The organism is Arthrobacter globiformis (genome assembly GCF_046536215.2).
Lineage (GTDB): Bacteria > Actinomycetota > Actinomycetes > Actinomycetales > Micrococcaceae > Arthrobacter > Arthrobacter globiformis_E.
In genome coordinates this window covers 3034352-3047629 of sequence record NZ_CM143421.1, presented here as the reverse complement: position 1 = coordinate 3047629, position 13278 = coordinate 3034352, and the positions used below count along the sequence as shown (strand labels likewise).

11 protein-coding genes are annotated in these 13278 nt (G+C 62.6%); all 11 read right to left on the bottom strand.

What is annotated here, in order from left to right; genetic code table 11:
- Positions 1–615: 615 nt before the first annotated feature.
- On the bottom strand, positions 616–1617 hold the full coding sequence (locus R5O87_RS13710; RefSeq protein WP_410557290.1) for a sugar phosphate isomerase/epimerase family protein: 1002 nt from the start codon (positions 1615–1617) through the stop codon (positions 616–618).
- 2 nt (positions 1618–1619) lie between these two features.
- Positions 1620–2795, bottom strand: coding sequence for a Gfo/Idh/MocA family protein (locus R5O87_RS13705; protein WP_410557291.1), 1176 nt, complete (start codon positions 2793–2795; stop codon positions 1620–1622).
- Between the two features lie 195 nt (positions 2796–2990).
- The gene (locus tag R5O87_RS13700) at positions 2991–4181 is read right to left on the bottom strand and encodes a levoglucosan dehydrogenase (protein WP_193592256.1); all 1191 of its coding nucleotides are present in this window, start codon (positions 4179–4181) and stop codon (positions 2991–2993) included.
- 31 nt (positions 4182–4212) lie between these two features.
- Positions 4213–5031 (bottom strand): sugar phosphate isomerase/epimerase family protein, encoded by an 819-nt coding sequence (locus R5O87_RS13695; RefSeq protein WP_410557292.1) that lies wholly within the window; start codon positions 5029–5031, stop codon positions 4213–4215.
- Between the two features lie 377 nt (positions 5032–5408).
- Positions 5409–6539, bottom strand: a complete 1131-nt coding sequence (locus R5O87_RS13690) for a glycoside hydrolase 5 family protein (RefSeq protein WP_410557293.1) — start codon at positions 6537–6539, stop codon at positions 5409–5411.
- Positions 6540–6564: 25 nt separating this feature from the next.
- On the bottom strand, positions 6565–7539 hold the full coding sequence (locus R5O87_RS13685) for an ABC transporter permease (RefSeq protein ID WP_410557294.1): 975 nt from the start codon (positions 7537–7539) through the stop codon (positions 6565–6567).
- Complete coding sequence (locus R5O87_RS13680) at positions 7514–9088, bottom strand: sugar ABC transporter ATP-binding protein (protein ID WP_410557295.1); 1575 nt, start codon at positions 9086–9088, stop codon at positions 7514–7516. Before R5O87_RS13680 ends, R5O87_RS13685 begins: the two co-directional genes overlap by 26 nt.
- A gap of 40 nt (positions 9089–9128) precedes the next feature.
- Positions 9129–10286, bottom strand: a complete 1158-nt coding sequence (locus R5O87_RS13675) for a substrate-binding domain-containing protein (protein ID WP_410557296.1) — start codon at positions 10284–10286, stop codon at positions 9129–9131.
- 165 nt (positions 10287–10451) lie between these two features.
- A complete protein-coding gene (locus R5O87_RS13670; RefSeq protein ID WP_410557297.1) occupies positions 10452–11333 on the bottom strand; it encodes an alpha/beta fold hydrolase in 882 nt (293 codons plus the stop codon).
- 53 nt (positions 11334–11386) lie between these two features.
- A complete protein-coding gene (locus R5O87_RS13665) occupies positions 11387–12541 on the bottom strand; it encodes a substrate-binding domain-containing protein (protein WP_410557298.1) in 1155 nt (384 codons plus the stop codon).
- 101 nt (positions 12542–12642) lie between these two features.
- The gene (locus R5O87_RS13660) at positions 12643–13131 is read right to left on the bottom strand and encodes a hypothetical protein (protein ID WP_410557299.1); all 489 of its coding nucleotides are present in this window, start codon (positions 13129–13131) and stop codon (positions 12643–12645) included.
- Positions 13132–13278: the final 147 nt, after the last annotated feature.

Here is a 13278-nt window from a genome sequence, read left to right as displayed (position 1 = left end):
CCGGGTTTCGGATGCTACATATGCGACGCGAGTCGTCTGTCATCTGGACCCAGTTCGCCCCCGAATCACGTCATTCTCCCAGGAGCTTCCCAAGGATCCGGAGACCAGCATGTGTCCGTCAGATTGAACTCGGACCTCCCGAAGCGTTCGAGTGCAAGGTCCAGCTCTCCCCATGTCTCGGCGGACACTTGAGCAACGGCGGACCGAAGAAAGGATTCGATATCGCGCCGGTCGAACTTGGCAACAATCACCTGACCATGTCCGGCTATGTAGGGCTGAAATCATCCGGAGCGTCAGTTCCTCGACCGTTGTCACGGCTACCTCATATCGCAGAGCAGCAGCCTGCCCGGGCGATGTCACGTACATCGCTAGGAGAGTCGGGAAATTAGGGGCAGCGTTGTCATCCTCGATGTCGAGCCACCTAAACTGCCTTACTTCCGCGAACATCATCTAGATCCCCTTCCAGACTGCGTAGGGCCGGCCATGGGAGCGTAATACAGCTCTGTGCCACCTAGCATCCCAAGCTGCGGAGGATGTCGCCTCGAGAGCGCCATGGCTTCACTTTACTGGTTCCTTTAGGCCTGGGGCTTTGGTCCGTTTTTTCTGCCATAGGGGTTAGTCCTTGGTGCTGAAGGCGGCGTCGAAGCTGGTCTGCGACGCCGGGAAGTCGAACTTCTTGAGGGCGGCGAGGGCTTCGGGGGCGCCGTGGAGGCGGTCCATGCCGGCGTCTTCCCATTCGATGCTGATCGGGCCGTCGTAGCCGATGGCGGTGAGGGCACGGAAGGAGGATTCCCAGGGGACGTCTCCGCGGCCTGCGGAGACGAAGTCCCAGCCGCGGCGGGGGTCGCCCCAGGGCAGGTGGGAGCCCATGACGGTGTTCCGGCCGGTGGGGCGGAGCTTGGTGTCTTTGCAGTCGACGTGGTAGATCCGGTCTTTGAAGTCCCAGATGAAGGAGACGGGGTCGATGCCCTGCCACATGAAGTGGGAGGGGTCCCAGTTCAGGCCGAACGCTTCGCGGTGGCCGATCGCTTCGAGAGTGCGGACGGTGGTCCAGTAGTCGTAGGCGATCTCACTGGGGTGGACCTCATGGGCGAAGCGGACGCCGTTTTCGTCGAAGACGTCCAGGATGGGGTTCCAGCGGTCGGCGAAGTCCTGGTAGCCGGCGTCGATGACCTTTTCCGGGACGGGCGGGAACATCGCGACGTATTGCCAGATGGAGGAGCCGGTGAACCCGACGACGGTGTCCACGCCGAGGGCTTTGGCGAGCCGGGCGGTGTGTTTCATTTCCTCGGCGGCGCGGGTGCGGACGCCTTCGGGGTCCCCGTCGCCCCAGACCTTGGATCCGACGATCGCTTCGTGGCGGAAGTCGATCGGGTCATCGCACACGGCCTGGCCCTTGAGGTGGTTGGAGATGGCCCAGACCTTGAGGTTGTATTTGTCCAGGATGGCGAGTTTGGAGTCGACGTAGCCGGGCTCGTCCCAGCGCCAGGCGTCCAGGTGGTCGCCGGAGACGGCGATTTCCAGGCCGTCGTAGCCCCAGCCGGAGGCGAGCCTGGCGACTTCCTCGAAGGGGAGGTCGGCCCACTGGCCGGTGAACAGGGTGTACGGGCGGGACATGGTCAGGCTCCTTCAGTGGTCAGCGCAGCCTGACGCACGTTCGTCAGCACGCTCTTGTTGTTGGCTGATTCTTCGACGGCTGCGAGGACGCTTTGCACCTGAAGTCCTTCTTCGAAGGACGGCGAGGGCGACTCATTGTTGTCAATGGCGGCTAGGAAGTCGCGGATCTCGTGCGTGAAGGTGTGCTCCCAACCGATGATGTGGCCCTGCGGCCACCACGCCTCCAGATAGGGGTGCTCGGGTTCGTTGACGAGGATCCGGCGGAAGCCCTGCTCCCGGATCGAATCACTTGCATCGAGGAACATGAGTTCATTCAGGTTCTCTAGATCAAAGGTCAGTGAGCCTTTGGAGCCGTACATCTCGATGCGAAGGCTGTTTTTTTGGCCGGTAGCCACCCGGGAGGCTTCCACGGATGCGCTGATCCCGCCGGTCAGTCCAAGGGTTGCCCAGACCGCATCGTCGACGCTGACTTCCTCAGGGCCGTTAGGTCCGGGACGTTGCGTGACAAAGTTACGTAGAGTGCCTGTCACTTCCGTGACGGTCTGCGCGGTGAGGTGCTGGATCTGGTCGATGGCGTGGCTGGCAATATCACCTAGGGCGCCGGACCCGGCCGTTTCTTTGCGCAAGCGCCAGGTCATGGGGACTTCCGGGTCGGCGAGCCAGTCCTGCAGGTAGGCGGCCCGGACGTGCCGGACGGTGCCGAGCCGGCCTTCCGCGATCAGTTCGCGGGCCAACGCCAGGGCCGGGACGCGGCGGTAGTTGAACCCGACCATCGACTGGACCCCGCGGGTCCGGGCCGCCTGCGCCCTGGCGGTCATCGCCTCGGCCTCAGCCAGGGTGTTGGCCAGCGGCTTCTCCACGAGCACATGCTTGCCCGCCTCCAGGGCGGCGATGGCGATCTCGGCATGCATCCAGCCCGGGGCGCAGATGTCGACGATGTCGATATCGTCCCGATCCAGCACGGACCGCCAGTCCGTCGCGGACTCGGCCCAGCCATACTTAGCTGCAGCTGCGGCAACCTGTCCGGCGTCCCGGCCGACTAGGACCTTCATCTCGACGGGGGGTACATCGAAGAAGCTGCCGACATTCCGCCAGGCGTTCGAGTGGGCCTTGCCCATGAACGCATAACCGATCATTGCCACGCCGAAGGTTTTGCTCGGATTATTCGGGTAAGACATGCTTTCCGTTTCTTTCTGCGAACAGTAGGGGTCGTTGGCGAGCTGGCACAGCCCAGCTTCAATGGCACGGGGACTGAGACGGTGCTCTTTGCCAGCCCGCCTCGCTCAGGCCATGGGGCGGCGGGGAACGGGAGGGGACTGTCCCGGTCGTAGGAGGGTGCGGGCGAGATGGCCCGCACCCTCCTAAATCAATCCCTACTTGGTGATCGTGGACAGTTCGGCGACCGTTGGTACGTCCACCCAGGCGCCCTTGTCCGCTGATGTGACGATAGCGTCGTCGATGAGCGCGGTCTGATAGCCGTCGGCGAAGTTCGGGCTCACGCTGCCGCCTTCTGCGATGGCTTTGAAGAAGTCATGCGCTTCGATGATCTTCGTTTCGCCATAGCCGATACCCAGAGCCGGGATCGGCCAGAGCCCGTCCCCGTAGGGATGGGCGGGGCCGGTGTAGACGGTCCGGAAGCCGCGTCGGTCGTTCTGATCGGAGGCGAAGCAGACCTGCAGCTCGTCGCGGCGTTCATAGTTGAATGCGATGCTGCCTTCGGTGCCGTGGATTTCGAAAGTGATGAAGTTATTGCGGCCATAGGCATTGCGGGTGGCCTCGATCGAGCCGACGGCGCCGTTGGCGAAGCGGACCATGGTCATCACCTCGTCGTCGACGTCAACCTCGCCCCGGGGTCCTTCACCGCCGCGGACGTTCCCTAGCGCGTCGGCGCCCCCGGTCTGCAGCGGACGTTCCGGGATCCACGTTGAGAGGACCGAGTTCACGGAGGCGAACTCACCGACAAGGTAGCGGGCCATGTCAACGACATGGGTCGCGATGTCGCCGAGGGCCCCGGACCCGGCGATGTTTTTCTGGAAGCGCCAGGACAGTGGCGAGTTGGGGTCCGCGGACCAATCCTGGAGGTATGTGCCGCGGAAGTTCAGGATTCGCCCGATAGCGCCCTCCTCGATGTACTTCTTGGCCAAGGCGACGGCGGGAGTTCGGCGGTAATTGAAGGCCACCATATGGACGATTCCCGCGTCCTTGACCGCGTCGTACATGGCCTTGGACTCCTCACCCGTGCGGGCCAGAGGCTTTTCGCAGATAACATGCTTGCCGGCTTGGGCTGCGGCGATGGCGATCTCGGCATGCAGGTGGTTGGGGGTGGCAATGTCGACGACATCAATCGCCGGGTCATCCACGATCCGGCGCCAATCGGCGGTGGAGTTTTCAAAACCGAAGCGGCGGGCGGCCTCGGCGGCGAGGGCGTCATTGGCTTCAGCGATGGTGTGGCGGATGGGGAGGGCCGGTGCGGGCCAGAAGAACATGGGCATGGCCGAGTAGGCCAGGGAGTGGGCCTTGCCCATGAAGCCGCCTCCGATGAGGCCGACGTTAAGGTTTTTCACGATCGTGTTCCTTTTCTGAGATGCGTTGGGGTTAGGGGAGGAGCTCTTCGAGGTATTGGCGGCTGATCTCAGCCGCCTCCCTTGGGTTGCCGTCGTACTCATCGAGCTCAACCATGAGCCAGCTGTCGTAGCCGCTCTCTTTGATGGCTTGGACGATGTCTGGGAAGTCCAGCTCACCCTGCCCGAGGGGCAGGAAGGAGAAGGGGTCCTTTCGCAGATCCTTGAGGTGGACGTGGCGGATCCGCTCGGGGTACTTGCGGATGACAGCGGCCGGGTCCGCCCCGCCTGCCGCGAGGTGTGCGGTGTCCGGGCAGAAGCCGATCCGGGTGAGGGGCATGAGGCGTTCCAGCTCATCCGGGCTCTCGACGATGGTGGTCAGATGCGGGTGGTAGGTGGCGGTCAGCCCCGCGGTCTCGGCGATGTCGGTGACGCGGTCCAGGGCCTCGCCGAGGCGCCGGTAGTCCTCGTCCGTGGTGCCCGCGGCGCGCCGGGCGCCGCCTCCAACGACGAGGCGTTCGGCCCCGAAGGTCGCGGCGAGCTCGGCGGCACGCTGGATGCGGTGCAGCTCGTCGGGCAGGATGTCCGCGTAGACGAAGTTTGCCCCGGTGTAGACGCTGACGAGGGAGACACCGGCCTCTTCGAGAATGCCGCGGAGCTGCTCCGGGTTGTCCTCGTAGTGGGCGAGGTTTCCGTCGAACATTTCCACGCCCTGGTATCCGGCCGCGGCGATGTCTTTGACGGCGGTGTCCATTGACCCGTGCGTCAGATAGAAGAGGTCCTTGACGCTGGTCACGCCGACCGGATGGCCGACGACGCCGCCCCAGGTAATGGTGCAGTATCCGAGTTTCATGGTTCTGCCTTTCAAAGGAGAATGTTGCGAGGGGCCTGCGTATGCGGGCCAAGGCGACGGCAAGGGCAATGCCCTCCTGCTGTCCGAGCGCCCCCAGGATCAGGGGTCGTTGATCAGGAGCCCCGGCTCTTGCGGGAAGAGGAGGCGCAGTCTGCCGTAATGTGCTCCGTGAACGTTTACGATTCAGCCTCCGCATCCACGGAGTATCGGGGGAACTATTGCTTCGCCACCGACGTGCAATTCGAACGATGGCGAAGCAGCGCTGGGAGTTGCAGCGGGCAGTCGGGTGCGTCGTTTGGCGCAGTCGCCCGCAGGTTGGCCCGCCGCCGGAGCGGCGGGGGTGGCTCCCGGAGCCGGTGTTCAGGAGGGGTGGGCTGTCATTTCCGTTGCTGGGCTGTAGCCTGTGCCTGGGCGTTGGCTTCGCGGATCCGGTCGGTCATGTCGGTGTAGAACTCGTCCTTCGGGTCCTTGATGCCCCAGCCGCGGCCGAGGTTCTCGATGTAGCCGCACCAGTGCCAGCCGATGATCCAGGGCTCGGCCATCACCTTGGCGAGCCCGTTGGCGTAGTCCGCGCCGCGCTCGGCGTGGGTGGTCATGTCGCTTGTCCGGTGGGGGTTCATGTCCGTGGGTACCCAGTTGCCGATGTCTGCGATGACCACGGGCTTGCCGGTCAGTTCGTGCCAGCCGCGAAGGTCTTCGATCATGGTCTTGTATTCCTCGTCCGACTTCCCGGTGAAGTACTGGACGGAGAGGACGTCCACAAAGGGGACCATTGCGCGCAGCGCCGCTTCCGGGATGCCTTTATTACCGTTGTAGCGGTCGCCAAGGATCAGGTGGTTGGGGTCGTAGCGGCGAATCGCCTCGGTGATGGTCTTGTAGTACTGGGTTGCGACCTCGAAGAGCTTTTTGTCGTGCTCTTCCTGGCTGAGCCCCTCGAATCCGGGCCAGAACCTACCCGCGGCGTGGGGCAGCCAGGCTGGGATGTCCACCAGAAAGTAGCCGATCAGGTTCCGGCTGTTCTTGTGGTCGGAGACCATCCGTCGGGCGATCCAGTCGGCGTACTTCTGGAAGTCTTCCCCGAAGACGTCCCGGAAGGCGGGGTGGCCGTTCCAGTCCTCGATCTCCTGCACGCGGATTTGCACGACGTAGGGCATGCCGGAGTCCAGCAGGTGCTGGTCGGGCCAGGGGAGTGAGTGGCCAAGGTCCACGGGGTCCCCGAACCAGTCCAGGGCCTCACCCCAGCCGCCGCTGATGTACTGCGACGTCCACCCGATCGTGTTGAAGTTCAGGTCTTGGAGGTCCTGGACCACGCCCTTCGTCCAGGCCTCGCGCGAGCCGTACTTGCGATCGAAGATCTCCGCGTTGTGCGGGTAGCGCAGGTCGGTGTCGTCGATGTGGTTCAGGGCGAGGGAGAGGAACGGCTTGCCCTCGGGGTCAACGAAGCTCCACGCTCCGTCTCCGTTCTGGGCTACCTGGAAGAATCCGTTGTTCTTTGCTTCGGCTGACATTTCAATCGTTCCTTTGCGGGTTCTGCTATTTCTTGCTGAGGGACACGGCGGCGATGATGATGGCTCCCTTGATGATCTGCTGCACCGAGGAATCAACGCCCATGAGGACCAACCCGTTGTTCATCATGCCGATGATCAGGGATCCTGCAAGGGCTCCGATAATCGTTCCCCTGCCGCCGAAGAGGCTGACGCCTCCAAGGATGACGGCGGCGATGACATCCAGTTCGAGGCCGACGCCGACATCCGGGCGGGCGGCGTGGGCGATGCCGGTGAACAGGAGCGACGCAACACCAACGAGAGCGCCAGTGATGACGAACGACAGGATCACGGTGCGGTGCGTCTTGACGCCGGTGAAGCGCGCCGCCTGTGGGTTCCCTCCGGTGGCGAAGACCCGGAGCCCGAAGACACTCTTGTGCAGGAGCACGAAGCCGAGTGCAACTATCACGATGGTCCAGACGACGGCGATGGGAACGCCCAGGATGCTGCTGTCACCGAAGATGCTGAAGTAGGGCCGGTTGGCGATGAGCACGGGGCGGGTGTCCGTGATGAGCAACGCTATCCCGCGGGCGACGCCGAGCATCCCCAAGGTGACCAGGAAGCTGGGTATCCCGAGCTTCACAGTCAGCAAGCCGTTGACGAATCCAAAGACGACGCCGACGGCGATGGCCGCCAGAGCCCCGAGCACCCAGAAGTTGGACAGGTGCTGGAGCGCCAAGGCTGAGGCCATTCCGGAGAGCGCGAAGACGCTTCCGACCGAGAGGTCGATCTGGGCGTTGACGATGACGAGCGTAACTCCGACGGCGATGATGGACACGATCGCTGTTTGCCGGCCGACGTTGGCGAAGTTCTGCACGCTGAAGAAAACAGGCGAGGCTATGGAGAAGAAAATCACCAGGGCCACGAGCGCGATATAGACGAAGTATTCGCGGACAAAGTCCATGGCGGACCGGCCGCCCCATTGCGGTTTGGTCAGGCTAAAGCTGTTGGTGATCGCGCTCATGGCTCTCACGAACCCTTTCATTGAGTCTTGAATAGATGTACTGGTCAGTCATGCCGGGGGTGACTTTCTCCGGTTCGCTCATGGATGTTGAGGTCATGAAGTAGATCTCGTCGCACAGCTCCTGGAGCTCGACGAAGTCGGAGGAGGCCACGACGATGGCCGCTCCCTCTTCTGCGAACCGGTGGATGACCCGGTAGATCTCCTGCCGTGCTCTGACGTCTACGCCCTGGGTCGGCTCGTCCAGGAGCAGGAGGTGCATCCCCGGCTGGAGCCACTTGGCGAACACGACTTTCTGTTGGTTGCCGCCGGACAGTGTCTGGACGGGGCTGTCGATCGAGTTCGCTTTTACCTGAAGTGTCTCCACGAGGCCGCGGATCAGTGACCGTGCCGCCCTGTTGTCGACGAGCCCGCCCCTCCGCAGTGACTTGTAGTGGGCCAGGGTCAGGTTTCGCTGGATCGAATGCTGCAGCACGACACCCGAGCGGTGTCTGTCCTCGGGGACGAGCGCGACCCCGGCGCTGAGCGCTTCCCACGGGTGCTTGAAACGGACTGTCCTGCCATCGAGCATGACTTCCCCGGCGGTGCTGCGGCGCATGCCGCCGATGGTTTCCAGCAGCTCGGTGCGGCCGGTCCCGATCAGCCCGGCGATGCCGATGATCCGCCCAGCCTCAGCGGTGAAGCTGATGTCTGAGAACCGGTCCCCGGCCAACTTGGATACCCGGAGTTTCGGTCCGCTGGAGGAGTTGGGCAGCAGTTCGGGACGGGCGAACCTGTCGAACGCTTCCTTCGGCGGCCCGGGTTCCTGGGGTTCGACGCCTGTGATCTCGCGGACCAGCGAGCTCATCTCCATATCGGCTACGTCGGCGGTCAGCACCTTCTTGCCGTCGCGGATGATCGTCACCCGGTCGGCGAGTTCGAAGACCTCCGTGAGGCGGTGGGTGACATAGATGATGCCCACGCCGGACTTTTGGATGTCGCGGATGCTCTTGAACAGCAGCAGCTCATCGGCCTTGGTCAGTGTCGACGTCGGCTCGTCCAGCACCAGGACGCGGGCGTTCCGGTGGATGGCCTTGGCGATCTCGACAAGCTGACGGGAGGCGACGGAGAGGTTCTCGACCAATTCCTGAGGTGGCAGGTGCAGCCCGAGCGAGTCGAGGAGTTCCTGGGCTACGCTGTTCATCTTCTTCTTCTGGACGATCCCGAAGGCGTTTCGGAGCTCGTTGCCGAGGAAGATGTTCTGGGCCACTGAGAGTGACGGGACGAGGCTGAGCTCCTGGAAGACGGTCGCGATGTCCGACTCGACGCGTTCGCGTCCGTCGATTTCGACATGTCCTTCGTCCTGTGGCTGGACGCCGTCGAGGATCTTGATCAACGTGGATTTGCCGGCGCCGTTGGGGCCCAGGAGTGCATGGACCTCGCCGGGACGCAGATCGAAATCGACGTCCTTCAGGGCATAAACTCCGCTGAAAGCCTTGCTGACGCCACGGGCTTGAAGAATTGGTTTGGCGTAGGCCTGCCCTGCTTCGCCCACTTCGGTCGCCGTTTTCATGTCGGTGTCTTCCGTGGGTGTTTGCTTGTTAGTGGCCATGTCACTGGCCTCCGCAGATTCCCGAGGACTTGCATGCGTCCAGGACTTCCCGGGGCGGCTTGGCATGGAAGATCGTTTCGTATTTCTCCAGGAGGTTCCCGGGCGTAACGGCGACGGCCGGAAGAGCAACCCAGGCCGGTACCTTGTTGCCGATCAGGGCGTGCGCGGCAGCCATGCCCTCGGCGACTCCTTGGTTGTAGGGCTCCTGGGCACCAATGGCCTTGATGTAGCCGCCGCTGGCCATCTCTACGGCGACTTCGGTGCCGAGGTCGATTGTCGTGATCGGGACGTTGATTCCTGCGTTGCGGAGGGCGGCGACGGACTGCATGGCCGGTGAATCCCAGATGACAAAAAGCCCTTTGACGTCAGGGTTCGCGGTCATGAAATTGGCTGCGGCCGGTCCGACGGCATTGGTGTCCGTGAAGCCGACTTCCTTGATTTTCACGTCCGGGCGGTTCTCCTTGAACCATTCTTTAACCCGCTGGGTGCGCTGGTTCGTGGTGTAGAAATCGACAGCGAAGTCCACGATGCCGGCTGTCCCGTTCTGCGGGATGAATTCCGAGAGGGCGGCCGCGGCAATTTGTCCGTTGCCCTGGTTGTCCGGGGCGATCACTGCCTGATAGTCCGAGGGGTAAGAGAGCCCGGAGGCGGGCATGTGGATGAAGACGAGTTTGATGCCGGCGTCCGCGACCTTTTTGTAGGTCTGGGCGGTGGCTACATCGTCAGTGGGGATGCTGATGATGAGGTCCGGTTTTTTGGTGATGAGGTTTTCGAGGTCGGCAATCTGCTGCTGGACTTTGAATTTTGCATCGGTGACTCCGATGACTTTGACGCCGAGGTCGCCCAGGGTTTTTTGGATGCCTTCGATCGTCAGCCGGGACCAGTCGATGTCCATGGTGTTCATCGAGATGCCGACGGTGAACTTGCCCTCGGCCACTTTCTTCTTGTCTGCGTCGCTGAGTTTGAGTGCGTCCGCAAGTGCTGGCTTCTCGCCGTTCTTGCCCTGACCGACGATTCCGGCGGGGGTGATGGATGCGGCGTTGACGGCTGTGCGTTCCGGGGATGTTCCGCCGCCAGCATCGCTGGAGCATCCGGACAGCGAAATGGCGATCGCGGTGAGCAGCCCGGCCGCGGTGGAGAGCGTCTTTCTGCGTGTCATTACAGTTGGTCCTTTTGGTGGCCAGGGAAGCCTGTGGCGGACTTCAACCTGAGGGGAATGAAATGTATTGAGGGAACCGAGGTCGCCGGTTGCGCGTCGTCCTCGTGTTTGGACTTCTAAGGCCGCGCGGGACGGCCGGGCGGCCGTCCCGCGCGGGTGTTGCTGTTATTCCTTGAAGAACTGCAGGTAAGCCTCGGCCAGGGCCTCCGGGTCCTCTTCTGCCAGCTGGTGGCCCCAGGGTAGGATCACGCCTCGCACGTCCTCGGCGACTTCGCGCATCTGCCGCTCGTTGTCGGCTCCGATGAAGTACTCGCTGCCAACGGCCAGGACCGGCATGGTCAGTTTGGTCTTTGCGGCCTCGCGGTTCTGTTCGGCGTCCTCGAGTGTGGCCCGGTAGATGGCGAACATGCTCCGCAGGCCTCCAGGAGAGGAGTAGCAGCGCACGTACTCGTCTAGAGCATCGGGGGTGATGGCCTGGGGGTTGTGAGTCTCGTGCTTGATGAAGTAGTTGAAGTACTCCCGTTCCTTGCCAGTGATCAGCAGCTCCGGGAAGTCCGGCACACTGTAGAAGTTGATGTGCCAGAGCCAGACGTAGGTGCTGACGTTCTCCTTGGTCAGGAAGGAATAGTCCTCGAGCCCGAAGCCGGGCAGGATCATCTCCTGGTAAACGAGTTTCTTCACCCGCTCCGGGTACTGGGCTGCGACCTGGTAAGCGGTCGAGGCGCCCCAGTCTTCGCCGACGAGGTAGAAGCTCTCGTAGCCGAGGTGCGTGGCAAGCTGCGCGATGTCTTCGGCCATGTTTTTCATGTCGAAGCCGCCCTGTGGGTGCTCGGAGTCGCCCAAGCCCCGGAGGTCCGGTGCGATGACCGTGTAGTAAGGGGTCAGCAGAGGAATGATGCGGCGCCAGTGGTAGGACGTCTTCGGCACACCGTGCAGCAGGAACAGCGGCTCACCTTCGCCGGCGATGGAGTAATGGAGCCTGACTCCGTTGACGAAAGCGCGTCCGTGCTTTGCAGGCACTCCATTGTGGTCCTGAATGATTTCCATGATCTACAGCTCCTGTTTTCTTGTCGGTATTTCGGGATATTGGGTTGTTGGGGTTACCCGCAGCCCTCGGTGGACTTGCAGGCCTCTGCGAGCTGGCTGGGTGGATCCTGGTGGTAGACCTGCTTCCACGCCTGGAGGACGTTGTTCTGGAGAACCGGAACTGCGGGGAAAGCAAGCCAATTGGGAGCGGTGCCGCCCAGGAGCACCTTGATGGCCATGTCAGCCTCGGCGAGGCCCTGGTCGTAGGGAACCTGGGCCCCCAGGGCCTTGATGTTGCCGCCGGTAGCGAGGTCGGCCGCCACATCGGAGGCGATGTTGACTGCGGTGATTGGCATCGTTTTGCCCTGGGCCCGCAGGGCCTGGTCAATGCCCACTGCCGGGACTTCCCATTCAGTGAACATTCCCTGGACGTCCGGGTTCGCCGTGAGGAAATTCCCGGCGTCCTTGCCTGAGTTAGCCGGATCGAGGAATTCGGCGACCTTGATCTTGATGTCGGGGCGGTTGGCCTTCATCCAGCCGACGAAGCCCTTCATGCGTTCCTTGGTCACAAAGAAGTCGACTCCGAAGTCGAGCACGCCGACGGTTCCGCCTTGCGGGATGTGCTTGGCCAGTGCCTCGGCGCAGACGGCGCCGTTGCCCTGGTTGTCGGAAGAAACCATGCCCTGGTAGTCCTTCGGGTACTTCAGTCCCGTGGGCACGTTGTCCATCATGATGAGCTTGATGCCGGCAGCCCCAATCTTGCGATAAGCCTCGGCCGTAGCGGTGTCGTCCACCGGGATGCTGATGATCGCGTCCGGTTTCAGCTGGATCATGTTCTCGATGCTTGATACCTGCTTTTGGACATCAAAGTTGGGATCGGCCACGCCAACAACCTCGGCGTCGTACTTCTTCAACCGGTCGGTAATGGCCCGAACCTGTTCGGTGGACCACTCGATGTTCATCGTCTGCATGACGATGCCGACCCGGAATTTCCGCTGCTTGGCCTGATTGACTTCCGCCTCGGTCAGTTTGATGTCGTCAAGGGTCCCGGACTTTACACCGTTCGGCCCGCGTCCGACGATGTCCTTGGGCACGAGGTCTTCTGCCTTGACCTGTGCGAGTGGGTTCTGGCTGCCAGCGGGCGCTGCCCCCGTGTCCGAGGCGCAGCCAGTAAATAATGCAGCGATCGTGGCGAGGGCAAGGGCCCCGGCTGTTGCTGACCTTCTCATTCTCGTCTTCCCTTCAGTTGGTCGTCGGCGACCCCGGTGGTGCCCGTTTCGGGCATGGCTTTTCACGGTGGGGATATTGGAGTCTTGTGGGGTGGGGCGGCTCAGGCGAGGGCGGTCGCCAGAGCAGGGGGCAGCGGAGACAGTACGAGCCCGCCGGCGGCCGATGCCGCGCGGATGGCCGCAGCCTTGTCGGAGGCATTCAGCAGGGCCTCCGCATGGGGTTTATCCAAGAAGAGGCCCAGGGAGCACGGTCCGTAATGGGTGTGAACCCACCGCACTGCATCGCCCGCCACTGCGGCCATGTCCCCCCGCAGCTCAACGGCGTCGCCGTCCACTGTTGTTACTGACACAGGCAGACCTGAGGAGTCGACAGCGACGACCAGGCTTGCCCATAGGACGCCGGCCTCGAAGACGCCGACGACCGCCGCGGAGCGGTGGGGTACGAACATTCGGATGCCGAGCGCGAGATCTTCGCGTGTGCATCCCGTATCCGCTAGGAGTTCTTCGGCGTGCGTCCACTGGGCGCCGCCGATGTTGTGGGGCTCGAGGTCGGTGCGGAGCGCGAGGATCTGCTCGATGTAGTCATGCATCCTGCACTCCTTTCCACTTCTTCGTGAACGTTTACGGTTTCTATCGTGAACGTTCACGAGAGTTGTGTCAAGAGTCACATCGGGAGATTTTTAGTGGAAGGATAATTACAGCTTTAGAACTTCGTGGCTCTGTAAGCTTAATTAGGC

What these genes read in the sequence shown, in the direction of transcription:
- R5O87_RS13660 (WP_410557299.1), bottom strand. Translation starts at nt 13,131, where the DNA reads ATGCATGACTACATCGAGCAGATCCTCGCGCTCCGCACCGACCTCGAG.
- R5O87_RS13690 (WP_410557293.1), bottom strand. Translation starts at nt 6,539, where the DNA reads ATGTCAGCCGAAGCAAAGAACAACGGATTCTTCCAGGTAGCCCAGAAC.
- R5O87_RS13670 (WP_410557297.1), bottom strand. Translation starts at nt 11,333, where the DNA reads ATGGAAATCATTCAGGACCACAATGGAGTGCCTGCAAAGCACGGACGC.
- R5O87_RS13710 (WP_410557290.1), bottom strand. Translation starts at nt 1,617, where the DNA reads ATGTCCCGCCCGTACACCCTGTTCACCGGCCAGTGGGCCGACCTCCCC.
- R5O87_RS13680 (WP_410557295.1), bottom strand. Translation starts at nt 9,088, where the DNA reads ATGAAAACGGCGACCGAAGTGGGCGAAGCAGGGCAGGCCTACGCCAAA.
- R5O87_RS13685 (WP_410557294.1), bottom strand. Translation starts at nt 7,539, where the DNA reads ATGAGCGCGATCACCAACAGCTTTAGCCTGACCAAACCGCAATGGGGC.
- R5O87_RS13675 (WP_410557296.1), bottom strand. Translation starts at nt 10,286, where the DNA reads ATGACACGCAGAAAGACGCTCTCCACCGCGGCCGGGCTGCTCACCGCG.
- R5O87_RS13705 (WP_410557291.1), bottom strand. Translation starts at nt 2,795, where the DNA reads ATGTCTTACCCGAATAATCCGAGCAAAACCTTCGGCGTGGCAATGATC.
- R5O87_RS13665 (WP_410557298.1), bottom strand. Translation starts at nt 12,541, where the DNA reads ATGAGAAGGTCAGCAACAGCCGGGGCCCTTGCCCTCGCCACGATCGCT.
- R5O87_RS13695 (WP_410557292.1), bottom strand. Translation starts at nt 5,031, where the DNA reads ATGAAACTCGGATACTGCACCATTACCTGGGGCGGCGTCGTCGGCCAT.